The organism is Blastococcus sp. SYSU DS0616 (assembly GCF_054051015.1).
The window spans coordinates 1-23221 of sequence record NZ_JBJHAJ010000025.1; the positions used below are offsets into that span (position 1 = coordinate 1).

The 23221-nt window shown below is 73.4% G+C and carries 20 protein-coding genes; 13 read left to right on the top strand and 7 right to left on the bottom strand.

The features are described from left to right. Positions 1-269 precede the first annotated feature (269 nt). The gene (locus ACI79K_RS16595) at positions 270-905 is read left to right on the top strand and encodes a matrixin family metalloprotease (RefSeq protein ID WP_456600244.1); all 636 of its coding nucleotides are present in this window, start codon (positions 270-272) and stop codon (positions 903-905) included. Between the two features lie 12 nt (positions 906-917). On the opposite strand, the gene ACI79K_RS16600 is transcribed toward ACI79K_RS16595, so the two are convergent. Further along, positions 918-2189 (bottom strand): MFS transporter, encoded by a 1272-nt coding sequence (locus ACI79K_RS16600; RefSeq protein ID WP_456600245.1) that lies wholly within the window; start codon positions 2187-2189, stop codon positions 918-920. Between the two features lie 481 nt (positions 2190-2670). On the opposite strand from ACI79K_RS16600, the gene ACI79K_RS16605 reads away from it, so the two are divergent. After that, the gene (locus tag ACI79K_RS16605; protein ID WP_456589609.1) at positions 2671-3324 is read left to right on the top strand and encodes a YqgE/AlgH family protein; all 654 of its coding nucleotides are present in this window, start codon (positions 2671-2673) and stop codon (positions 3322-3324) included. 137 nt (positions 3325-3461) lie between these two features. Here ACI79K_RS16605 and ACI79K_RS16610 read toward each other — a convergent pair whose 3' ends face one another. From ACI79K_RS16610 to ACI79K_RS16620, 3 genes are all read right to left on the bottom strand, one after another. Continuing rightward, positions 3462-4223 (bottom strand): hypothetical protein, encoded by a 762-nt coding sequence (locus ACI79K_RS16610; protein WP_456600246.1) that lies wholly within the window; start codon positions 4221-4223, stop codon positions 3462-3464. Positions 4224-4415: 192 nt separating this feature from the next. Next, positions 4416-5492, bottom strand: coding sequence for an inositol-3-phosphate synthase (locus ACI79K_RS16615; protein WP_456589611.1), 1077 nt, complete (start codon positions 5490-5492; stop codon positions 4416-4418). A gap of 113 nt (positions 5493-5605) precedes the next feature. Next, the gene (locus tag ACI79K_RS16620) at positions 5606-6226 is read right to left on the bottom strand and encodes a helix-turn-helix transcriptional regulator (protein WP_456589612.1); all 621 of its coding nucleotides are present in this window, start codon (positions 6224-6226) and stop codon (positions 5606-5608) included. Between the two features lie 170 nt (positions 6227-6396). Here ACI79K_RS16620 and ACI79K_RS16625 point away from each other — a divergent pair, with 170 nt between their 5' ends. The 3 genes from ACI79K_RS16625 (at position 6397) to ACI79K_RS16635 (ending at position 11027) form a co-directional block, all read left to right on the top strand. After that, on the top strand, positions 6397-6813 hold the full coding sequence (locus ACI79K_RS16625) for a DUF5318 family protein (RefSeq protein ID WP_456589613.1): 417 nt from the start codon (positions 6397-6399) through the stop codon (positions 6811-6813). Between the two features lie 146 nt (positions 6814-6959). Continuing rightward, on the top strand, positions 6960-9503 hold the full coding sequence (locus ACI79K_RS16630; protein ID WP_456600247.1) for a transglycosylase domain-containing protein: 2544 nt from the start codon (positions 6960-6962) through the stop codon (positions 9501-9503). A 114-nt stretch (positions 9504-9617) separates the two neighbouring features. Further along, complete coding sequence (locus tag ACI79K_RS16635; RefSeq protein WP_456600248.1) at positions 9618-11027, top strand: glycosyltransferase family 87 protein; 1410 nt, start codon at positions 9618-9620, stop codon at positions 11025-11027. Here the strand turns inward: ACI79K_RS16635 and ACI79K_RS16640 are convergent. Then, complete coding sequence (locus ACI79K_RS16640; RefSeq protein ID WP_456600249.1) at positions 11007-11810, bottom strand: deoxyribonuclease IV; 804 nt, start codon at positions 11808-11810, stop codon at positions 11007-11009. The genes ACI79K_RS16635 and ACI79K_RS16640 overlap by 21 nt on opposite strands. Positions 11811-12163: 353 nt before the next feature. On the opposite strand from ACI79K_RS16640, the gene rpsF reads away from it, so the two are divergent. The 6 genes from rpsF (at position 12164) to ACI79K_RS16670 (ending at position 18072) form a co-directional block, all read left to right on the top strand. Next, complete coding sequence (rpsF, locus tag ACI79K_RS16645) at positions 12164-12451, top strand: 30S ribosomal protein S6 (RefSeq protein WP_236826531.1); 288 nt, start codon at positions 12164-12166, stop codon at positions 12449-12451. A 2-nt stretch (positions 12452-12453) separates the two neighbouring features. Further along, on the top strand, positions 12454-12942 hold the full coding sequence (locus ACI79K_RS16650; protein ID WP_456589617.1) for a single-stranded DNA-binding protein: 489 nt from the start codon (positions 12454-12456) through the stop codon (positions 12940-12942). Positions 12943-13041: 99 nt separating this feature from the next. Beyond that, positions 13042-13278 (top strand): 30S ribosomal protein S18, encoded by a 237-nt coding sequence (gene rpsR / locus ACI79K_RS16655; RefSeq protein ID WP_073422051.1) that lies wholly within the window; start codon positions 13042-13044, stop codon positions 13276-13278. An 11-nt stretch (positions 13279-13289) separates the two neighbouring features. Then, positions 13290-13736, top strand: a complete 447-nt coding sequence (rplI, locus tag ACI79K_RS16660; protein ID WP_456589618.1) for a 50S ribosomal protein L9 — start codon at positions 13290-13292, stop codon at positions 13734-13736. 789 nt (positions 13737-14525) lie between these two features. Continuing rightward, positions 14526-15896, top strand: coding sequence for a replicative DNA helicase (gene dnaB / locus ACI79K_RS16665; RefSeq protein ID WP_456589619.1), 1371 nt, complete (start codon positions 14526-14528; stop codon positions 15894-15896). A 247-nt stretch (positions 15897-16143) separates the two neighbouring features. Next, on the top strand, positions 16144-18072 hold the full coding sequence (locus ACI79K_RS16670; RefSeq protein WP_456600250.1) for an Ig-like domain-containing protein: 1929 nt from the start codon (positions 16144-16146) through the stop codon (positions 18070-18072). A 130-nt stretch (positions 18073-18202) separates the two neighbouring features. On the opposite strand, the gene ACI79K_RS16675 is transcribed toward ACI79K_RS16670, so the two are convergent. Both ACI79K_RS16675 and ACI79K_RS16680 read right to left on the bottom strand, forming a co-directional pair. Then, a complete protein-coding gene (locus tag ACI79K_RS16675) occupies positions 18203-19399 on the bottom strand; it encodes a fatty acid desaturase family protein (protein WP_456589621.1) in 1197 nt (398 codons plus the stop codon). A gap of 26 nt (positions 19400-19425) precedes the next feature. Then, positions 19426-20535: a ferredoxin reductase gene (locus ACI79K_RS16680; RefSeq protein WP_456595989.1), complete on the bottom strand. Its 1110-nt coding sequence runs from the start codon at positions 20533-20535 to the stop codon at positions 19426-19428. 92 nt (positions 20536-20627) lie between these two features. Here ACI79K_RS16680 and ACI79K_RS16685 point away from each other — a divergent pair, with 92 nt between their 5' ends. After that, the gene (locus tag ACI79K_RS16685) at positions 20628-21860 is read left to right on the top strand and encodes a PucR family transcriptional regulator (protein ID WP_456600251.1); all 1233 of its coding nucleotides are present in this window, start codon (positions 20628-20630) and stop codon (positions 21858-21860) included. Beyond that, the gene (locus tag ACI79K_RS16690; RefSeq protein WP_456600252.1) at positions 21857-23176 is read left to right on the top strand and encodes a CoA transferase; all 1320 of its coding nucleotides are present in this window, start codon (positions 21857-21859) and stop codon (positions 23174-23176) included. Before ACI79K_RS16685 ends, ACI79K_RS16690 begins: the two co-directional genes overlap by 4 nt. Positions 23177-23221: the final 45 nt, after the last annotated feature.

Sequence of the window (23221 nt, forward strand, 5' to 3'; positions counted from 1 at the left end):
CCCCCCCCCCCCCCCCCCCCCCCCCCCCCCCCCCCCCCCCCCCCCCCCCCCCCCCCCCCCCCCCCCCCCCCCCCCCCCCCCCCCCCCCCCCCCCCCGGGGCCGGTGGGCCGTGCCGTTCGTCGCCGTCGCCGTGGCGACGGGGATCGCCCTGACCGATCCTCCGGCGTGGCCCTGGGCGGCGGACGGCCTCCCCGCGCCGGGGACGGCCGCCCCCGCCGTCCCCGCGCGGCCGACCGACCGCCCTACGCCATCCGGGGCCACGACGCCGTTGGGTAGTCCGCCGGCACCGCCGGCAGCGGGCGGGGCGCACGCCTACGCGGCGCTGCAGGAGGACGGGGTGACGCCGGTCGCCTACGACCCCTGCCGCGAGATCCACTACGTCCTGCGCCCGGCCGCAGCGCCGCCGGGCACCGAGGAGCTGGTGCACGACGCCGTCACCGGGATCAGCGAGGTCACCGGTCTGCGGTTCGTCTTCGACGGCTACACCGACGAGCCGATGGGCGGGCAGCGGGCGCCCTTCCAGCCCGATCGCTACGGGGACCGCTGGGCGCCGGTGCTGATCGGCTGGCAGACCGAGGCAGAGGACCCCACCCTCGCCGGCGACGTGGTCGGAGCCGCCGGGAGCACCGCGGTCTCCCTCGGCGACGGACCCCGGGTGTACGTCACCGGCACCGTGAGCCTGGACGCCGGCCAGGCACCGCGCCTGCTGGCCGAACCGGGGGGCGCCGCCGCCGTCCGGTCGGTGGTGCTGCACGAGCTGGGGCACCTGGTGGGGCTCTCCCACGTGGACGACGACCGGGAACTCATGTACCCCGAGGCCCGGCGCGCGGTGGCCGAGTTCGCCGACGGGGACCGCACCGGCCTGGCCGCGCTCGGCCGGGGACCGTGCGTGCCCGAGCTCTGAGCGACGGGCGGGTCAGCGCCGGACCATGCGCGCGTGCAGCAGGGCGGTGGCGACGTAGCCCGCGCCGATGACGCCGAGCAGCGGAGGCGAGACGCCGGACGCCGGGAGGGTGAACGCCCCCGCCAGCAGCGCGGCGACGTAGCTGACGTTGAACACGGTGTCGTAGACGGAGAAGACCCGTCCCCGGTGGTCGTCGTCGATCGACTCCTGCAGCGTCGTGTCGACGCAGATCTTCACCCCCTGACCCAGGAGGCCCAGGACGAACCCGGCCGCCACGGCGGCCGGGGGCTGCACCAGCAGGCCCAGGCCGACCTGGAGTGCTCCGCCGACGGTCAGCAGGAGCCCGATCCACCGGTGCTTGCCGATGCGCCGCACGGCGGACGGCGTCACGGCTGCGGCGGTGAGCGTGCCCACGGCGATCGCGGCGACGACCTGCCCGAGCCCCACCAGGCCGCCGGGGAAGGCGCCGGCCTCGCCGACGAAGGTGTTCCGGTAGAGCAGCAGGGCCATCAGCGTCAGCAGGCCGAACCAGACGCGGTGCAGGCCGATCGCGGTGAGCGCGGCGGCGGCCGGGCGGTGCCGCCAGGCGTGCCGGGCGCCGGCGACCATGCCGGCCAGCACCTGCGCCGCGGACAGCCGGGCCGAACGCGCCATGTGGTCGGGCCCCAGGTACCCCCGCCGGAAGCCGGCGACGACGGTCGCTGCCGCGAGGTAGGGCAGGGCCGCCGACAGGGCCACCGTGGCGTACCCGGCGTCGTCGGAGCCGGTCAGCTGGAGGAGGACGAGGGCCGCCCCGCCCCCGACCACCGTGGCCACGGCGCCCGACGTCGTCGAGAGGGCGTTGGCCGGAACCAGCGACGTGTCGTCGACCGTGTGCGGGAGCCCGGCCGAGAGCGCCGCGAGCACGAACCGGTTGACCGAGAAGACGGCGAGCCCGGCCACGTAGAAGCCCGTTCCCTGGACGCCGGCGACCACCAGCGCGGCCACCACCGCCACGAGGCCCGCCCGCAGCACGTTGGCGAGGAGGAGGACCTGGCGCCGGCTCCAGCGGTCCAGCCAGACGCCGGCGAACGGCCCGACGAAGGAGTACGGCAGCAGGAGGACGGCGAAGCCGGCGGCGATGTCGACCGGGTCGGCGGCGCGCTGGGGGTTGAACAGCACCGTGCCGGCGAGGGCGGCCTGGAAGACGCCGTCCCCGAACTGCGAGAGCAACCGTGTGCCCAGGAGTCTCCGGAAGTCCCGGCGCGCCAGGACGCCCCGCACGGTCGTCCCCGCCTCCGCCACCCGGCCACCCTAGGCACAGGACCCCGTCCCCCTCCCCGCTCGCAGGCTCGCGGCGAGCCTCTGGACGGGGCCGCCTGCCCCCCGCCCCTCGCAGGCTCGCGGCGGGACCCTGCAGGGGGTCGCCGTCCCCCTCCCCGCTCGCAGGCTCGCGGCGAGCCTCTGGACGGGGCCGCCTGCTCCCCGCCCCTCGGAGGCTCGCGGCGGGACCCTGCAGGGGGCCGCCGTCCCCCTCCCCGCTCGCAGGCTCGCGGCGAGCCTCTGGACGGGGCCGCCTGCTCCCCGCCCCTCGGAGGCTCGCGGCGGGACCCTGCAGGGGGCCGCCGTCCTCCTCCCTGCTCGCAGCTCGCGGCGAGCCTCTGGACGGGGCCGCCTGCTCCCCGCCCCTCGCAGGCAAGCGGGGGCCGGCCGGTCCCCTGCCATCCGCGCGGCCGGGAAGCGACCGTCGGCGTCGAGGTGGGGCACACTGGGGAGGATGTCGCCGGTGCCTCCCCCGCCCGAGCCCGAGTCCGGTCCGCCCTCGCGGCCCGCGACCGGTCGCCGTCGTGCCGCTGCGGTCCCCCAGCTGTCGGTCGGCTGCCTGGACGACGTCCGGGCGGGCGCCCTCCTGGTGGCGATGCCGGCGTTGACCGAACCCACGTTCGCCGGCTCGGTCGTCTACGTCCTCGACCACTCCGACACCGGCACGCTCGGTGTCGTCCTGGGGCAGCCCAGCCAGGTGGAGATCCGCGACGTGCTGCCGGGCTGGTGCGATCTCGCCGTCGCCCCCGGGGTCTTCCACGTGGGCGGGCCGTGCGAGACCGACACGGCGCTGTGCCTGGCGACCGCGGCCGCCGACGTGGTGGCGCCCGCCCTGCGTCCCGTGGCGGGTGACGTGCACCTCGTCGACCTCGACACCGACCCCGAGGAGCTCGTCGGCCGGCTGCGCGGGCTGCGGGTCTTCGCCGGCTATGCGGGCTGGTCACCCGGTCAGCTGGCCGACGAGATCGCCGAGGGAGCGTGGGCCTGCGTCCCGAGCCGGCCCGGTGACGTGCTCAGCGACCTCTCGGGCCCGCAGCTCTGGCGCCGGGTGGTGGGACGGCAGACCGGTCGCCTCGCGGTGCTCTCGTCGGCGACGCCGGATCCCACCGTCAACTGACGCCCCACCTGCCACGCACCAGCAGCGCGATCAGCCGCCGTCTGGTAGGAAGGGACCCGGGAAGGGGCGGTCTGGGGAAGAGGCCGCCCCTTCCCGCTGTCTTCCGGCGGTGACGATCCCCGCCCCGGCCGGCCCGGTCAGATGCCGAACGCCTCGGCGATCTCCGGGTGGTCCGCAGCGGCTGCCGTCTCCCCCGCCGTGGGCAGCGCCAGCCGGCGGGTCCCGTGCTCCGCGAGCGTGACGGTCACCTGCATGCTGCCGTCGGCCAGCGGCGTCCGGTACTGCACGAGCGTCCGATCGGAGTCGTCGACCGCGACGGTGCGCTCGTCCCGGAGCCGGTACACCGTGGTCGGCCGGCCGTCGATCGCCTGCTCCCCGTGCCACTGGTACGGGCCGGTCAGGAAGTCCCCGGGCTCGTCGGGGCGCTCCGCGGAGAGGTTCTGCAGCACCCGGATGACCACGTCGAGCAGCGGCGGTTCCGCCTGCTCCGTCGACAGGGGCCGGCGCAGGTAGGTCGCGGCCGGCGCGCCGTCGGCGGCGAGCGCCTCGGTCAGCCCCGGCACGTCACCGGACCAGAGGTGGTCGCGGTCGAAGAAGAGGGTGCGGGTGTCCCGGTCCTCGCTGTCGACCTCGGTCACCGCCTGCACCTGGCCGACCGCGCGCTGGAAGTCGATCTGGCCGGTCAGCGTGAGCACCGCGTCATCGGAGAACGGCACCGTCACGACGAAATCCGCGCCGCCCTCCTCGTGGTTGCGGTGCAGCAGCTCCGCCAGCACGGCGGCGTCCTCCTCGGTGACCGGCTCACCGGCCTGCCGCGGCTCGGTCGTGCACCCGGCGAGGATCAGGAGTGCCAGCCCCGCCGCGCTCGCTCGGGGGACGAGGCGGGGGCGGGCAGGCATGACGGAAGCGTAGTGAAGGGACCGCCCCGCCCCCGCCACTCGCAGGCTCGCGGCGGGTCCCTGCAGGGGGGCCACCCATCCCCCGGCAGGAAACGCGACAGGGCCCGCATCCCCGGAGGGATGCGGGCCCGGTGACCGTATGGAACGGCCTCCCTGCAGGGCCCCGCCGTGAGCGGAGCGAGCGGGGGGTCCTTACGCGACGTCGCCGCGGATGAAGGCCTCGACGGCGTCGCGGGCCTCGCTGTCGCTGTACTGCACCGGCGGGCTCTTCATGAAGTAGGAGGACGCCGACAGGATCGGGCCGCCGATGCCGCGGTCCTTGGCGATCTTCGCGGCGCGGACGGCGTCGATGATGATGCCGGCCGAGTTGGGGGAGTCCCAGACCTCGAGCTTGTACTCCAGGTTCAGCGGGACGTCGCCGAACGCGCGGCCCTCGAGGCGGACGTAGGCCCACTTGCGGTCGCTCAGCCACGGCACGTGGTCCGACGGGCCGATGTGCACGTTGCCCACGCCCATGTCCCGGTCGACCTGGCTGGTGACGGCCTGGGTCTTGGAGATCTTCTTGGACTCCAGTCGCTCGCGCTCGAGCATGTTCTTGAAGTCCATGTTGCCGCCGACGTTGAGCTGCATCGTGCGGTCCAGCTGCACGCCGCGGTCCTCGAAGAGCTTGGCGAGCACCCGGTGGGTGATGGTGGCGCCGACCTGGCTCTTGATGTCGTCGCCGACGATCGGCACACCGGCGGCGGTGAACTTGTCCGCCCACTCCTTCGTGCCGGCGATGAACACCGGCAGGGCGTTGACGAACGCGACGCCGGCGTCGAGCGCGGCCTGCGCGTAGAACTCGGCGGCCTGCTGCGACCCGACGGGGAGGTAGCAGACGAGCACGTCCGCGCCGGACTCGCGCAGGGCGGCGACGACGTCGACCGGCTGCTCGTCGGACTCCTCGACCATCTCGCGGTAGTACTTGCCGAGCCCGTCGAGGGTGGTCCCGCGCTGCACGGTCACGCCCAGCGGCGGGACGTCGCAGATCTTGATCGTGTTGTTCTCGCTGGCGACGATGGCCTCGGAGAGGTCGCGGCCGACCTTCTTGGCGTCGACGTCGAACGCGGCCACGAACTCGATGTCGGAGACGTGGTACTCACCGAAACGGACGTGCATCAGGCCCGGGACGGACGTGGTCTCGTCGGCGTCGCGGTAGTAGTGCACGCCCTGCACCAGCGAGGCGGCGCAGTTACCGACGCCGACGATGGCGACCTTGACTGACCCCATGACTCTCCTTACTCCTGGACCGTGGTGGTCCCCTGGGCGCGGACCAGGTGTGGTCCGTTGCTGTCTAGGCGGGCTGGCCCGCCGATAGGTGCTGGGTGGTGCAGTGACCGTTGCTAGGTCGGGACGTGCTCCGCAGCGGCCGGCCCGTCGTCCTCGCCCGAGTGGTGACCCGGCCGGTCGCCGGATTCCGCCCGTTCGCTGTCGATGAGCTCGGAGAGCCAGCGGACCTCTCTGTCCACCGACTCCAGACCGTGGCGCTGCAGTTCGAGCGTGTAGCGGTCGAGCCGTTCGCGGGTCCGGGCCAACGAGGCCCGCAACCCTTCCCGCTGCCGCTCCACGGTGCGCCGGCGGCCTTCGAGGATCCGCAGCCGGACGTCGCGCGCCGTGTGGCGGAAGAAGGCCAGGCGGACGCCGAAGAGACCACCGTCGTCGTAGGCCTCCGGGCCGGTCTGGCTGACCAGCTCGTGGAAGCGCTCCTTGCCTTCCGCGGTGATCGTGTAGACCACCTTCCCGCGCCGGCCGGTCAGCGGCGGTGCGTCGGCCGGCAGCAGGGCACGCGGCGTGGGCTCGTCGGTGGAGATCAGCCCGGCCGCCTGCATCCGCCGCAGCGCGGGGTACAGCGAGCCGTAGGAGATGCTGCGCAGCCCGCCGAGCACCGCGGCGAGCTGCTTGCGCAGCTCGTACCCGTGCATCGGGGCCTGGTGCAGCAGGCCGAGGATGGCGAACTCGAGCACGTCGCCCTCCCCGGTCGCGCCTTCAGTCGATGTATCGGCACGATACATCGGGCGTTCCTGCTGCTCCACCCCGGAGCCGTGGGGCGCGTGTGTCACCCGAGGTGAGACCCGAGGTGAGACCCGTGTTCGGCAGTCCCACGGACGCGGGGCCGGTGCGTACATTGGCCGCCGTGCCCGGACGTCGTTCCGTCGTGGACTACTCGCTGCAGCGGCGAGCCGTCCTCGCGGGAGTACATGCGGGCCGTACCGGGTTGTTCGAGGTGTGCGACGCCAGTCCGTACCTCTCGCGGGCGGCCAAGTACCACGGAGAGCCGACCGACACCGCCTGCCCGGTGTGCCGACGGGAACGTCTCACCCTGGTGAACTACGTGTACGGCGAGCACCTCGGGCCGGTGGCCGGCCAGGCCAAGACCGAGGTCGAGCTCGCCCGCATGGACGCCGCCCAGGACGAGTTCTCGGTGTACCGGGTCGAGGTGTGCCGCGGCTGCGGCTGGAACCACCTGGACTGCTCGTACGTCCTCGGAGCTGAGCCCGAGCCGGGCCGACGGCCCCGCCGCGGCCGGCGCCGGGCGGCACCCGAGCAGTGACGGGCCGGTCGGCAGGACCCCCGTCCCACGTGCTCCACCTGGCCCGCAACGCGGCGGGCCTGCTCCGCTGCCACAGCTGAAGACGAACCGCTGCGTCCGGGCAGGTGCCCGGCGTCGCCCACCACAGTCCAGGAAGGGGTGCGCTCGTGCCCAGCCACGACGAGACCTCGCCCGTCGCACCGCGGGCCGGCTCGGTGCGCCGGCCGCCGGCCGCCCGTACCCGCAGCACCGGCGGGGGTGGCGGTTCCGGCCGACCGCCCGCGGGAAGACGTCCTCCCGCGTCGCGGGGCGGCACCGGCTCCTCGCGCGGCGGGGCCGGCTCCTCGCGCGGCGCGACCGGGGCCTCGCGCGGTGGCTCGGGACGCCCCCCGGGCCGCCCGGCCGCCAAGGGCAAGGCGTCCCGAAGCACGAAGCAGCGCCGCAATCGCCGGCTGAAGATCACCGCCGCGGTGATGGGTGGGCTGCTCGCGCTGCTCTGCGTCTTCGTCGGTGTGGTCTATGCCAGCACCGAGGTGCCGAGCCCCGACTCGGTCTCCACCAAGCAGACCACGGTCATCCACTACGCCGACGGTGTCACGGAGATGGCGCGGCTGGGTGACGAGAACCGCACCAACGTGCCGCTGGACCAGATCTCCGAGCCCGCTCAGCGCGCCGTGCTCGCCGCGGAGAACCGGAGCTTCTACACCGACCCGGGTATCTCCTTCACCGGCATCGTCCGCGCGGCGTGGAACAACCTCACCGGGGGCTCCACGCAGGGTGGCTCGACGATCACCCAGCAGTACGTGAAGAACGCCTTCCTGACGTCCGACCAGACGTTCAGCCGCAAGTTCCAGGAGCTGTTCCTGGCGATCAAGCTGGACAACAACTTCTCGAAGGAGCAGATCCTCGAGAACTACCTCAACACCATCTACTACGGCCGCGGCGCCTACGGCATCGAGGCCGCGGCGAACACCTACTTCGGCGTCTCGGCGGCCGAGCTGACCCCGCAGCAGGGCGCCGTGCTCGCCGTCCTGATCCGAAGCCCCTCCGGCAACGACCCCGAGACGAACCCCGAGGGCGCGCAGAAGCGCTGGGGCCTGGTGCTCGACGCGATGGTCGAGGAGGGCTGGCTGACGGCCGAGGAGCGGGCGGCGTCGGTCTACCCCAAGGTGCTGCCCCGGGGCGACTCCCCGCTCGGCACCCCGGAGGGCCCGGAGGGCCACATCGTCAAGGAGGTGCGGCGGGAGCTCCAGGCGCGCGGTTACGACGAGCAGGAGATCAACGCCGGCGGTCTGCAGATCACGACCACGATCAGCAAGCCGGCGCAGGATGCCGCCGTCGCGAGTGCGCGGGCGGCGCTGGACGGTCAGCCGGACAACCTCCGGTCGGCCCTGGTGTCCATCGATCCCCGCACCGGTGGGGTGATCGCCTACTACGGCGGCGAGAACGGCGTCGGGACCGACTTCGCGCAGGCCGTGCGGCAGCCCGGTTCGTCGGTGAAGCCCTACGTCCTGGCCACGGCGTTGGAGCAGGGCATCGGCATCCGGGCGCGACGCGACGGCAGCTCGCCGCAGACCTTCCCCGACCGCCCGGGCCAGCCGGTCACCAACTCCGGCGGCACCAGCTGCGCGGCCTGCACGCTCACCGAGGCGATCACCCGGTCGCTGAACACCACGTTCTACGGCCTGGCGTACGAGGTCGGCCCGGAGAACGTTCGGGAGACGATCCGCGCGGCCACGGGCCTCCCCGAGACCTGGGAGAGCGGCAACCTCGAGGGCTACACGACGCTGGCCAACGCCGACGGGCTGACCGGCTCCTCTATCGGCATCGGCGAGTACGAGATGCGCCCGATCGACCAGGCCCAGGGCTTCGCCACGCTGGCGGCGGGTGGCGTCTTCCGGGACGCGCACTTCGTCTCCCGGGTCACCGACAGCGAGGGGACCGTGCTCCTGGAGAACGCCCCACCGCCCGGCGAGCAGGTGCTGCCGGCCGACGTCGTCAACGACGTGACCGTCGCGCTGAAGGACGTCGCCTCCTACTCCCGCCGGTCGCTCGACGGTGGCCGGGAGGTGGCCAGCAAGACCGGTACGCAGGGGCTGAACCGCGAGGACAACTCCGACGCCTGGATGGTCGGCTACACCCCCTCGGTCTCCACCGCGGTCTGGATGGGCACCGAGTACCGCGAGCCGATCCGGACGACCCAGGGCCAGATCATCTACGGCGCGGGGCTGCCCGGTGCCATCTGGCAGGACTACATGGACGCGGTGCACGCCGGCACCCCGGAGGAGGACCTGCCCGACCGGCCGCTCATCACCGGCGACACCGGTCAGGGCGTTCCCGAGCCGACGACCGAGGCGCCCGCGCCGGTGGACACCCCTGCGGCCCCGCCGTCCACGTCGACCCCGAGCGCACCGACCTCGAGCGCTCCGGCCACCACGACGCCGAGTACCGGCGACACCGGTGGCACGGACGGCACCGGTGGCACGGACGGCACCGGTGGCACGGACGGCACCGGTGACACGGACGGCACCGGGGGAACCGGCGGCACGGGCGGGACCGGCGGGACCGGGGGCACCGGGGGAACCGGGGGAACGGGCGGCACCGGGGGAACCGGGGGCACGGGCGGCACCGGGGGCACCGGGGGAACCGGCGGGACCGGCGGCACCGGGGAAGGCACGCCCGGCCCCGTCGTCCCGCCGCCGGTCGACTGACCGATCACGCACACTGCTGCCATGCGCAGCACGCCCACGGGCCCGTCCGCCACCGCGGACGGGCCCGTGCTCGTTCCACGTGGAACTCCGCGCGGGTCAGCGCCGGATCGCGTGGTGCCCTCCTGGACCGATCCGGTGGTCCGGCAGGCCAGCGAAGCCGTCGGGGGCCCGTGGGGCCGCTTCGCCCTCACCGGCCGTGCGCTCTTCTGGACGCCGCTGCGCGTGTGCCTGCTGTTCGCCACGCTCGCGCTGGCCGTGGCCTGGGTGAAGCAGGCACCGTGCGCCGACGGCGACTGGTCGGGCTCCGTCCAGTACACGCACTTCTGCTACTCGGACACGGTGCCGCTGTTCGGGCTGCACGGGCTCGGCGACGGCGCCCTGCCCTACCTGGACTCCGCCGTCGAGTACCCCGTGCTCACCGGTGGGTTCATGGCGCTGGCCGCCACCGTCGCCGCCGGCTACGACCGGGCCGCGGCGGCGTCCGGGCTGCTGCCCGCCGTCCCCCCGGTGCAGAGCTACTACGTGGTCACCTGTCTGCTGCTGACCGCGTGTGCCCTGCTCGTGGTGCGGGCCACTCTGGCGCTGGCCGGCCGCCGGCCGTGGGATGCGGCGATGATCGGGCTGTCCCCGCTGCTGGTGGTGCATGCCTTCACCAACTGGGACCTGTTCGCGGTGGCGCTGGCCACTCTGGGGATGTGGGCCTGGGCCCGGCGCCGCCCGGTGCTCGCCGGCGTCCTCCTCGGCCTGGGTGCCGCCGCCAAGCTCTACCCGGCCTTCCTGTTGGCAGTCCTCTTCCTGCTCTGCCTGCGGTCGGGGCGGCTGCGGGTATGGCTGCGCACCGCGGTGGCTGCCGTGCTCGCCTGGGCGGTGGTCAACGTGCCGATCGCGGTGCTGGCGCCGGAGAACTGGTCGCGCTTCTTCCGGCTGAACAGCGCGCGGCCGGCCGATCCCGACTCCCTGTGGAACCTGGCGCTGCACGTCGCCGGCGACCAGCTGCTCGACGGCCCGCTGGCCGAGGGGCAGACCCCGACGGTGCTCAACGCTGCCGTCGCGGTGGCGCTGCTGGCCGGGCTCGCGGCCGTCGCATGGCTGACCTTGGCCGCGCCAGTGCGACCGCGGGTCGCCCAGATCGCCTTCCTGCTGGTCGCGGTCTTCCTGCTCACCAACAAGGTGTGGAGCCCGCAGTACTCCCTGTGGCTGCTCCCCCTGGCCGTGCTCGCCCGGCCCCGATGGCGCTCGCTGCTGGCCTGGCAGGCCACCGAGGCGCTGCTCTGGGTGCCCCGGCTGCTCTGGTACCTGGGCACGGAGAACCGGGGGATCGACGTCGAGTGGTTCCTCCTCGCGGTGACCGTCCGCGACGCGGCCGTCGTCGTCCTCATGGCGCTGGTCGTGCGGGACGTGCTGGATCCGGACCGGGACGTCGTGCGCACCAGCTGGCCCGGAGTGGACGACCCGGCCGGTGGGCCGCTGGAGCACGCTCCCGACCGGTTCGTGCTGCGCCGGTCAGCCCAGCGCGTCGCGTAGCAGCCCGATTTCGGCCGCGTGCGCCGCAGCGTCGCCCGGGGTCTCCAGGATCACCGGGCAGTCGGCAGCGCGCGCCACCTCCACCAGCACTTCGCGGGAGATCTCCCCGCCGTCGAGCGGCGCGTGGCGGTCGCGTCCGGAGCCCGCGGCGTCCCGGCTGTTGTTCAGGTGGACCAGGTCGATCCGGCCCGTCACCGCGCGGACGGCGTCGACGGCCGCGCCGAGGTCCCAGCCGGCGGCCCAGCCGTGGCAGGTGTCCAGGACGAAGCCGGCCCCGTACTCGCCGACGGCCTCCCACAGCCGGCCGAGCGCGTCCAGGTCGCGGGCCATCGCGTTGCCGCCCCCGGCGGTGTTCTCGATCAGCACGGGCACAGGGAAGCCGCCCTGCTCGGCCTGACGGGCGAACGTCTTGCGCCAGTTGTCGACGCCCACAGCCGGGTCGTCGCCGGCCAGCACGTGCCCGCCGTGGACCACGAGGCCGCGCGCGCCCACCTCCGCCGCGGCCTGGGCGTGCTTGCCCAGCAGCGTCCGGCTGGGGATGCGGATGCGGTTCTTCGTCGTCGCCACGTTGAGCACGTAGGGGGCGTGGACGAACAGCGCGAGGCCGGACTCGCGCAGCTGCGCGGCATCGGGGCGGGGAGGTGGCGCCTTCCACCCCTGGGGATCGGCGAGGAAGACCTGCACCGCGTCGGCGCCGACCTCCGCCGCCCGGGCCAGCGGGCCGGGGACGGGTGCGTCGTCCGCTCCGGTGCCCACGTGTACGCCGATGGGGTGCACGGCCATGCTGATCTCCGGTTTCTCGACGGGATGCGGGTTCACCCGTATCGCGCACGTCACGTCATCGTCGAGGCCGTGACCGGGGTGATCCGCCGGTCGTGGTGTCGCCTCGACGTGGAGCTAGCAGAACATGGCAACGGGTCGCCTTCGTCGCTCGGCCCGCCGGGGCCGCCCCGAGCTCGCGAGGGGGTGGGGAGGGACGGGGTCCCCCACCTGTGGACAGCGCCTGGCCCGCCCTGCTCCGCCGCTGGTAGCCTGGGTGCGCGCGTTCCGGCTCCTGCCGGGGCGCGCGACGCGTGTACGACCCTCCTGCTGCAGATTCCCTGCAGCCGCGAAGACCAGAGGAGGTGGGGTTCTCCGTGCGTCACTACGAACTGATGGTCATTCTCGACCCCGACCTGGAGGAGCGCACGATCGCTCCCTCGCTCGACCGGTTCCTGACCGTCGTCACCAACTCCGGTGGCACCGTCAAGACCGAGATCTGGGGCCGTCGCCGCATGGCCTACGAGATCAAGAAGCACGTCGAGGGCATCTACGCGGTCGTGGACATCCAGGCCGAGCCGGCCGCGGTGGCCGAGCTCGACCGGCAGCTGAACCTCAACGAGTCGGTCCTGCGCACGAAGCTGATGCGGCCCGAGGTCCACTGACCATGGCCGGCGAGACCGTCATCACCGTCATCGGCAACCTCACCGCCGATCCGGAGCTGCGCTTCACGCCGTCGGGCGCTGCCGTCGCCAACTTCACCGTGGCCTCGACGCCGCGGACCTTCGACCGCCAGTCGCAGGAGTGGAAGGACGGCGAGGCGCTGTTCCTCCGCTGCAACGTGTGGCGGCAGGCCGCGGAGAACGTGGCCGAGTCGCTGACCCGTGGATCGCGGGTCATCGTCAGCGGTCGCCTCAAGCAGCGCTCGTTCGAGACGAAGGAAGGCGAGAAGCGCACCGTCGTCGAGCTCGAGGTCGACGAGATCGGCCCCTCCCTGCGCTACGCCACCGCCAAGGTCACCCGCGCCTCGCGCGGTGAGGGCGGCGGCGGCTTCAGCGGCGGCGGCGGTGGCGGCGGTGGTGGTTTCGGCGGTGGCGGCGGGGCGAGCGACCCGTGGTCGACGCCCGCCGGGCCGTCGGACGAGCCGCCCTTCTAAGAGGACCCTCCTGCCCCCCACGCCTCGCTCCGCTCGGCGTGGGCCCCTGCAGGAGGGCCACCCCAGGTCACCCACGCACTTCCCTCACTGGAGATATCAGTGCCCAAGCCCCCTGTTCGCAAGCCCAAGAAGAAGGTCTGCCAGTTCTGCAAGGACAAGGCGACCTACATCGACTACAAGGACACGACCCTGCTGCGGAAGTTCATCTCCGACCGCGGCAAGATCCGTGCCCGCCGCGTCAGCGGCAACTGCAGCCAGCACCAGCGGGACGTCGCCACGGCCGTGAAGAACAGCCGTGAGATGGCCCTGCTGCCCTACACCTCGACGGCGCGCTGATCATGAGCACGATGAAGCTGATCCTCACGCAGGAGGTCACCGGTCTCGGGTCCTCCGGTGACACCGTCGAGGTCAAGGGCGGCTACGGCCGCAACTACCTCCTGCCCCGCGGGCTGGCCATCGTCGCCACCCGGGGTGCGGAGAAGCAGGTCGAGTCGCTGCGCCGGGCGCGTGCCACCCGCGACGTCCGGTCGCTCGAGGAGGCGCAGGCCGTGGCCGGTCGCCTGTCCGGGCTGACCGTCCAGGTGCCGGCGCGCGCCGGTGACGGTGGCCGGCTGTTCGGCCGGGTCACCACCGCCGACGTCGCCGCTGCCGTGACCGCCGCCGGTGGCCCGGAGCTCGACCGTCGCCGGATCGAGCTGCCCAGCAGCATCAAGACCACGGGCCAGCACACCGTCACCGTGCGGGTGCACCCGGAGGTCAACGCTCAGCTGACCATCGAGGTCGTCGCCAGCTGATCGAGGCCCCTCTGCCGCCCGCCGCTCGCGACGGGACCGGGCAGAGGGGCGCCCCGTCCGCGCTCTCCCCGTGCTCGCTCGGGGTGAGCCATCGGACGAAGGCACCGCCCACGAGGGGCGTCGGACGCAGGTCCGGCGCCCCTCGTGGCGTCTGCGGGGCCTGGTCCCCTGACGCCTCCGCCGTGCCCCTGCCGGACCCCCCTGCTCGGCGTGGCCGGCCCGCCGGGTGCCCTGAGGACCGCTCTCGCGCCGTCCGACCGGGGCAGGGTGCCCGGGAGGGCGGGGATCAGCCGGAGCCCGCCACGGGGGCGCTGGGGCGGTCATCGCGCGCCGTCCACGAGGTGGCCGGCCGGTCACGACGCCACGTCCGGAAGGTGGCCGGCCGACCTCGCGGAGGGGACCGGTGCACCGGTGTGGCTCCTGGTACGACACCTCGGATTTTCTTCCTGGGTTTTCTCCGTCCACACCCGGTGGGCAGCGTCCCTGCAGGTCAGCTGGCGGATGACCGCCGGCGCGGAGCGGCTGTCCCCGTACTCCTCCACATGTCGACATGCGTCCGTCCACCGACTTGTCCACAAGTTGTGCAGATCGGTGTGCACACCGGTGGTGGACGTGGCCCGCGCTGCTTCCTAACGTCCTCTCCGGCCACCGAGCGGACGTGACTGTCAGTCCCCTCCGGTAGGCAGGAGCCGAACAGGTGTTCGGCATGGCGCCGTCCGCCGAGCTCGCGTACTTCCCCTGCGCGTGGTGGTGATGCGGGCGCGCCCGCAAGGAGATGGAGGTACCCCCGTGGCGGTGGCCGACGAGTTCAGCCGACCGTCCGCGACAGCGCCGGCGTACGACCGGCAGCCGCCGCAGGACGTCGCGGCGGAGCAGTCGGTGCTCGGCGGCATGCTGCTGAGCAAGGACGCGATCGCAGACGTCGTGGAGGTGCTGCACGGCAACGACTTCTACCGGCCGGCGCACCAGGTGATCTTCGACTGCATCCTCGACCTGTACGGGCGGGGTGAGCCGGCCGACGCGATCACCGTGGCCGCGGAGCTCAACCGCACCGACCAGCTGTCGAAGATGGGCGGCGCGGTCTACCTGCACACGCTCATCCAGTCCACGCCGACGGCGGCCAACGCCGGCTACTACGCCGCGATCGTCGCCGAGCAGGCGGTGCTGCGACGGCTGGTGGAGGCCGGTACCCGGGTCGTCCAGCTGGGCTACGGCGCAGCCGGTGGGAAGGGCGACGTCGACGACATCGTCGACCGGGCCCAGCAGGAGATCTACGACGTCACCGAGAAACGCATGAGCGAGGACTACTCGCGCCTCGAGGACGTCCTCCAGCCGACGATGGACGAGCTGGACGCCATCGCCTCCCGCGGCGGCACGGCCCGCGGTGTGCCCACGGGCATCCGCGACCTCGACGAGCTGACCAACGGCCTGCAGGCGGGCCAGATGGTCGTCATCGCGGCCCGTCCCGGCGTGGGCAAGTCGACCCTGGGGCTGGACATCGCCCGGTCGGCGACGGTGAAGCACGGGCTGCCCGCGGTCATCTTCTCGCTGGAGATGAGCAAGCACGAGATCACCATGCGTCTGCTGTCGGCGGAGGCGAAGGTGCCGCTGCACCACATGCGCGCCGGCTCCCTCTCCGACGAGGACTGGGCCAAGCTCGCGCGCCGGATGGGGGAGGTCGCCGACGCCCCGCTCTACATCGACGACTCGCCGAACATGACGATGATGGAGATCCGGGCGAAGGCGCGGCGGCTCAAGCAGCGCAACGACCTCAAGCTCGTGGTCATCGACTACCTGCAGCTGATGACGTCGGGCAAGCGCGTCGAGAGCCGCCAGCAGGAGGTCTCGGAGTTCTCCCGTGCGCTCAAGCTGCTGGCCAAGGAGCTCGAGGTCCCGGTGATCGCGATGTCGCAGCTGAACCGTGGGTCGGAGCAGCGCCAGGACAAGAAGCCGATGCTCTCGGACCTCCGCGAGTCCGGCTCGATCGAGCAGGACGCCGACATGGTGATGATGATCCACCGCGAGGACATGTACGAGAAGGAGTCCCCGCGGGCCGGCGAGGCCGACATCATGCTGGTCAAGCACCGCAACGGCCCGACCGCCAACGTCACGGTCGCCTTCCAGGGCCACTACAGCCGCTTCGTGGACATGGCGAACTGAGCCGCCCGGCTGTACGGCTGGGCGGGGCCCGGGACCGGTCGGTCCCGGGCCCCGCGGCATCTGGGGGGCACGGGGTCCGGTCGTGCTCGGCAATCCGTGCTGGTAGCCCCCGTGATGGGCTGCGAGCACCGTGCACGAACCCATCCGCGCAGCGCAGCGCCACGGTCTGCACCGATGCAGCCGGCAACCATTGTGGCCCGTGTCACCAGTGGGTTAGGAAGAGGTCCCCTCAGGCATAGGAGACCCGTTGTCCTCACATCCCTGGCGCCGGACGACCGCGTCGGTCATCAGCGCCCTGGCTGCGGCGGTGACCGTCACGGCCACCGCCTCCCCCGCGCTCGCCGCCCCCGCACCGGCCCAGCCGGTATCGGTCTTCCCCACGAACGAGCTGACCGTTCCCGACCGGCAGCAGCTCACCGGCCTGCGGGTCGCCCTGCCGACGGAGAACTGCGGCACCGTCGTCACCTGCGGTCTCGTCGAGCGGCTCAACCAGCTCGACGGCTTCGACCTCGACCCGCGCATCGCCGTCCGCTTCAGCGCCCCGGTCGACCCGGCCCAGGTCGCCGAGCGGATCACCGTGCGGCAGGAGCGCGGCGGGTGGCGCACCGGCGTCGACCGCGTCGTCTGGGACCCGGCCACCAACACGCTGTACGCCCACCCCGTGGAGCAGCTCGCACCGGGCACCACGTACCGCATCGACGTGCAGGCCGGGCCGGCGAACTCGGCCACCACCGAGACCTTCACGACGCTGAGCGCCACCGACGGACTGCTCGACCTGAACCGGCAGATCCAGTCGAACCGCGCGCTGCGCGAGCTCGGGATCGCGCGCCCCGGGCTGGAGATCGACGGCGTCGTCCCGGTGACGGGCTCGACGGTCACCTTCGTCCCCGACCGGCCGGCTCCCGGCACGCCGGGGGGCACCCCGGCCGGGCCGAGCGTCCAGCCGATCAACCTCCTGCCCGCCGGCAGCACGCTGGTGTTCGGTTCCTACCAGGCACCGTCCTGGCTCACCCCCGACGGCACCATCACCCAGACGCCGACCCGGGACGACGGTCCGGCGCCGGTCGAGGCCGACCGCCTGCCCTTCGTCGCCGTCCTCCCGCCCGGCCCCGCGCCGGACGGCGGCTGGCCTACCGCAGTCTTCGGGCACGGCTTCACCGGCTCGACGACCAGCGTGTTCCTCGCCGCCCTCACCAACGCCCGCAGCGGCATCGCGACCATCGGGACCAACGTGGTCGGGCACGGGTACGGCCCGGAGAGCACCTGGCAGATCACCACAGCAGCGGGCGAGACCCGGACGTTTTCGAGCTACGGCCGGGGCGTCGACCAGGACGGTGACGGGCTCTTCGGCAGCACCGAGGGCTCCTCGGCCACGGGCGCGGCCGGTGCGGTCTCGTCCCGGGACGCGCTCCGCCAGACCGCGGCCGACATCATGACGCTGGTCCGCTCGCTGGGCGGAACGGACGTCGACGGCGACCGGCGCGGCGACCTGTCCGGCGCGCGGGTCACCTACTTCGGGCAGAGCTTCGGTGGCATCTACGGCACCATGCTCGCCGGCGCCGACCGGGCGATTGCCCGCTCGGTGCTCAACGTGCCCGGGGGCCCGATCAGCGAGATCTCGCGCCTCTCGCCGGCCTTCCGGCCGCTCACCTTCCAGGCGCTCCAGGCCGCGGGTCTGGCGCCCAACAGCCCCGACGCCAGCCGCTGGTTCTTCGAGGAGCAGCTGCCGCTGCGCGGTGAGGGCCCGGTGACCGCGACCGCGCCCGGTGCCCTGGCCATCCAGGACTACCTGGCCAAGGCGACGTGGCTGACCCGACCCGGCAGCCCGGAGACGTTCGCGCCGCTGATCCGGCACGACCGGGTGCTGGTCCAGGTCGCGTTCGGTGACCAGACGGTGCCGAACCCGACGTCCTACACGCTGGTCGACGCCGGTGACCTGTGGTCGCGGACGAGCCTCTTCCGCAACGACGAGGCCACCACCGCCGCGCTCAACCCGCACGGCTTCCTGCTGGACGTCGCGCGGTTCCCGGTGGCCGCGATGCAGGCCCAGGGGCAGGTCGCGGCATTCCTCGGCCGCGGGGAGGTCGTCGACCCCGATCTCGACGGCCCGGTGTGGGAGGTGCCGATCAGCGACCCGACGTTGCTGTGGTCGCTGAACTTCCCCGGCCAGGGCTGATGCCCTGAGCGCCGGGGGGCGTTGCACGCGAGAGGCCCAGGACCACGACGGTCCTGGGCCTCTCCCGTTCACGGCCCTGCCCCGAGGCCCACCCTGAGCGAGCGAAGGGTGAGGTGGGCGGGGTCCTTTCTCAGGCGGCGGCGCGCATCAGCTCGCGGCGGACCTTGGGCCCGCCGGTGGTCATCTTGTACAGCTTGGCCAGCTGCGCCGGGGCGTTCTTCGGCGTCGTCTCGGCGAGCCAGCCGTTGGGCAGCGAGAGCCGGATGACCTTGTGCCACGCGCTCGCGACCTGCTTGTACAGCGGGGCGGAGTGGTAGGTCAGGTCGTAGCGGTCGAAGATCTCCTTCACCCGCGGGGCGATCTCGGCGTACCGGTTGCTCGGGAGGTCGGGGAACAGGTGGTGCTCCACCTGGTGCGACAGGTTCCCGGTCATGATGTGCATGGCCTTGCTGCCGGAGATGTTCGCCGAGCCCAGCATCTGGCGGAGGTACCACTCGCCGCGGGTCTCCCCCTCGATCGAGGTCTTCTCGAAGGTCTCCACGCCCTCGGGGAAGTGGCCGCACATGATGACCGAGTGCGACCACAGGTTCCGCACGACGTTGGCGGTGAAGTTCGCGGCCAGCGTCGGCAGGAACGACGGGCCCGACAGCAGCGGGTGGACGACGTAGTCCTTGGCGGCCTGGTTGCGGATCTTCTTCAGCACCTGCTTGGCGGCAGCCCGGAACTTCGGGTCGTTGCGCCGCTTCTTGGTTGCCAGGTTCTTGCCCAGCTCCAGGTCGTACGCGGCGATCCCGTACTCGAAGAAGCAGGCGTTGATGAAGTTCCACAGCGGCTGCGCCAGGTACAACGGGTGCCACTTCTGGTCTTCGTCGACGCGCATGATGCCGTAGCCGAGGTCGTTGTCCTTGCCGACGACGTTCGTGTACGTGTGGTGCAGCTCGTTGTGCGAGTGCTTCCACTGCGCGGCCGGGCTGGCCATGTCCCACTCCCACGTCGTGGAGTGGATCTTCGGGTCGCGCATCCAGTCCCACTGGCCGTGCAGGATGTTGTGCCCGATCTCCATGTTCTCGAGGATCTTGGCGATCGAGAGGCCGGCGGTGCCGAGCACCCACGCCGGGGGGAACTTGGAGAACAGCAGGACGGCGCGGCTGCCCAGCTCGAGCTTGCGCTGCACGTCGATGACCGTGCGGATGTACTTCGCGTCGTCCTCACCGAGGCTGTCGCGCACCTCCTGCCGGATGGTGTCGAGCTCCTTGCCGATGAGCTCGATGTCCTCGGCGGTCAGGTGGGCGATCGGGTTCTCGGGCTTCTTCTGCAGAACGGTCATGTGTCCGGCTCCTCGGTTCGGCTGGATCAGTGGTCGATGGCGCAGGCGCCGGCGGGGGCGCTGATGCAGGTCTGGACGAGAACGCCGTCGCCGACGTCCTCCGCGGTGGTGATCTCCCCGTTGCGCAGGTCGCGGACCGCGCCCTCGCGCAGGGGAAGCACGCAGCCGTAGCAGATGCCCATCCGGCAGCCGCTCGGCATGAGGACGCCGGCCTCCTCGGCGGCGTCGAGGATGGGGGTCGCGCCGTCGGCCTCGACGCTCGCGCCGTTCCTGGTGAAGGTGACGGTGCCGCCCTCGCCGGTGACGGCGATCCGCGGGCGGAAGCGCTCGGTGTAGAGCCGGTCGGCGATGCCGACCGAGGCCCAGTGCTCCTCCAGCGCCTCCAGCATGCCGACGGGGCCGCAGGCCCAGGTGGCGCGCTCGTGCAGGTCGGGCACCAGTTCGGCGATCGACCGCGCGTCGAGCATGCCGGCGCTGTCGGTGTGCTGCTCGATGAGCCGGATCCGGCCCTCGGCGGCCATCTGCCGCAGCTCGTCGCCGAAGACGACGTCGTCGGCGGTGGGCGCCGAGTGGACCAGCACGGTGTCGGCCAGGGAGTCGGCGTGGTTGCGCAGGATGCCCATGACCGGCGTGATGCCGGACCCGGCGGTGACGAACAGCGCCTTGGCCGGCACCTGCTCGGGCAGGCAGAACTCCCCGGTGGCCTGGTCGAGCTGGACGATCGTGCCCGGCTGCACGCGGTGCACCAGGTAGTTGCTGACCTTGCCGTCGGGGATGGCCTTCACCGTGATGGTGAAGCAGCCGTCGGCCCGGCCGAGGACCGAGGTGATCGAGTAGGCGCGCCACTGGCGGACCCCGTCGATGTCGACGCCGATGCGGACGTACTGGCCGGGCGTGTGCGGCAGCCAGTCGCGGCCGGGGCGGATCACGATGCTCGCCGCGTCCCGGGTCTCCCGCTGCACGGCCTCGATCCGACCGCGCAGAGCCGCACCCGAGCGGAGCGGGTCGAACAGGTCGAGGTAGTCGACCGGCAGCAGCGGGGTGGTCACCAGCTCGGCGAGCCTGAACACCCGGTCGCGCAGCGCGCTCCGCGTCGGCGGGCGAGCCGCAGCGGGGCGAGGGGCGGTTGCTGTCATGTACTCAGCTTTCCCAGTCCGAGCACCAGATACCTGTGCTCCGGATGTGAATCCAGCGGTAGCTTCTGTTCCGGCTGAACAAAGGAGACCCGATGTCCCCGGACCCGGCACCGTTCCCGGAGACCGTCGCGGAGGCGATGCGCGCCGAGCTGACGGCTGTCGCCGAGCGGGCGGTGGAGGAGATCATCGTGGGCGTCCCCAGCTACGCGGACGCGTTCGCCGGCCCGATGGGTCGCAAGATCTCCGCCGCCGTCGAGATGGCGTTGCGGGGCTTCCTGCAGGTCGCCGCCGCCGGGGGCAACGTGGACGCCGGCACCCCCGGGGGCCCGGTCGTCGAGGCCGCGTACGCCCTGGGCCGCGGTGAGGCGCGCAGCGGCCGCTCGATGGACGCGCTGCTGGCCGCCTACCGGGTGGGTGCGCGGGTGTCATGGCGGGACATGAGCGCCACCGCCGTCCGCACGGGAATGGACCCCGAGTCGCTCGCCCGGTTCGCCGAGCTGGTGTTCGCCTACATCGACCGGCTCTCCGCGGCGAGCGTCGCCGGGCACGCCGACGAGCTGGCCTCCAGCGGGCGCGCGCGCCAGCGCCTGCTCGAGCGGCTGGCGCGCGGGCTGCTGACCGGCAGTCCGCACACGGAGCTCACCGAGCTGGCGCAGCGGGCCGACTGGACGCCGCCGCGCACGCTGACCGTCGCGCTGCTCCCCGAGGGGCGGGTCCGCGGCGCGATGGTCTCCCTCGATCCGCGCACCCTCGTCGCGGCCGAGGACCTGCCCGGGCTGGACCCGGCCGGGGAGACCGCGGTGCTGCTCGTGCCGGACGCCGACGGCGCCCGACGCGGCGCCCTGCTGCGCGGCCTGGCGGGCCGCCGGGCCGTGGTCGGGCCGGCGCGCCCGTGGTGGAGCGCGCAGGCGTCCTACGGCCGCGCGGTGCGTGCCCTGCGGCTGGGCATGGCCGGGGCGGAGGACGGACCCCTGGACACCGATGCCCGGCTGGCCGAGCTGCTGCTGCGCGCCGACGAGGAGGCGCTGGCGGATCTGCGGGCCCGGGTCCTGGCCCCGCTGGAGGCGGTGGGCGAGGCCGCCCGGGAGAAGCTCACCGAGACGCTGCGCTGCTGGCTGCTGCACCACGGCCGGCGCGACCAGGTCGCCGCGGCGCTGTTCGTGCACCCGCAGACGGTCCGCTACCGGATGACGCAGCTACGTCAGCTCTACGGGCGCGGCCTGGAGGACCCGCAGACGGTGCTGGAGCTGACGATCGCGCTCGGTATCCCGCTGGCACCACCAGCGGGTGGGGCGCCGTCCCGCGGGCCCGGTGGGCCCGGGTGACCCTCCCGCCGGGCGCGGCCCGGCTGGTCGACGAGGTGGGGACGGCGATCGGCGCCGCATGGGACGTCGGCGTTCCACTGGTGCGCGCACGCACGGGGCTGGCCGGCCGCCTGGACGTCCCGGGGCTCGCGATCGGTGCGGTCGCCGCGCAGCTGCTCGCCGCCCGTGACGTCGGCGAGGTGGCGGAACGACCGCTCCACCTCGACGCGGGGCACGTGGCCGCATCCTTCGCCGGCGAACGGCACGTGAGGTTTCACGGGAAACCAGCCGGCGGCGGGTTCGCCCCGCTGTCCCGCTTCTGGCGGACCGCCGACGGCTGGGTCCGGCTCCACGGCAACTACCCGCAGCACCGCGCTGCCGCGACGGCGGTGCTGGGTGAGGACGTGGCGTCCGCCGCGCTCCGGTGGCGTGCCGAGGAGCTGGAGACGGCGGTGGTCGAGGCAGGTGGGGCGGCGGCGGCCGTCCGCAGCGAAGCCGTCTGGGCGGCGCACCCCCAGGCGGCGGCGGTGCGCGAGCAGCCCCTCGTCGCGGTGACCCACGTCGCCGAGCATCCGGGGCGCTGCGTCGCGCTGCGCGGGATGCGCGTGCTCGACCTGACGCGGGTCATCGCCGGCCCGGTGGCCACCCGGGCGCTCGCGGCGCACGGAGCCGACGTCCTGCGGGTCGACTCCCCGCAGGCGCCCGACGACCTCGGTCTGCTGCGCGACACCGGCGCGGGGAAGCGGCACGTGCTGCTCGACCTGGCCGACCGGCACGACCGCACCCGGGTGGAGGAACTGGTCGCCGGAGCCGACGTCGTCGTCCAGGGCTACCGGCCGGGGGCGCTCGACGGCCACGGCCTCGATCCCGGGTCACTGGCCGAGCGGCACCCGCACCTCGTCGTGGCCCGGCTGTCGGCGTGGGGCACGCGCGGCCCGTGGGGGAGCCGCCGGGGCTTCGACTCGCTGGTCCAGGCGGCGACCGGCATCGCGACGGCATACGGCGAGGGCGACGTGCCGGGCGCGCTGCCGGTGCAGGCGCTCGACCACGCGACCGGCCACCTGGCCGCAGCCGCCGTCCTGGGGCTGCTCGGCCGCCAGCGCACCGAGGGCGGCGGCTGGTGCGCGGACCTCTCGCTCGCCGCGACGGCCCACTGGCTGCTGGACGCCCGCCCCGGGGACGAGCGGCCGGGACCCCCGATCGATCCCGGGCCATGGTTGGTCGAGCTGCCGTCGCCGGCCGGGCCCGTCACGGTCGTCGCCCCGCCGGGGCGTCCTCCGTGGACGGCGGGAGCGCTGCTGCCGCCGAGCACCCGGCCGCGGTGGCTGCCCCGCTGACACCGTCCGACCCGTGGGACGAGCGGCACGACGGCGCCCGGGCGG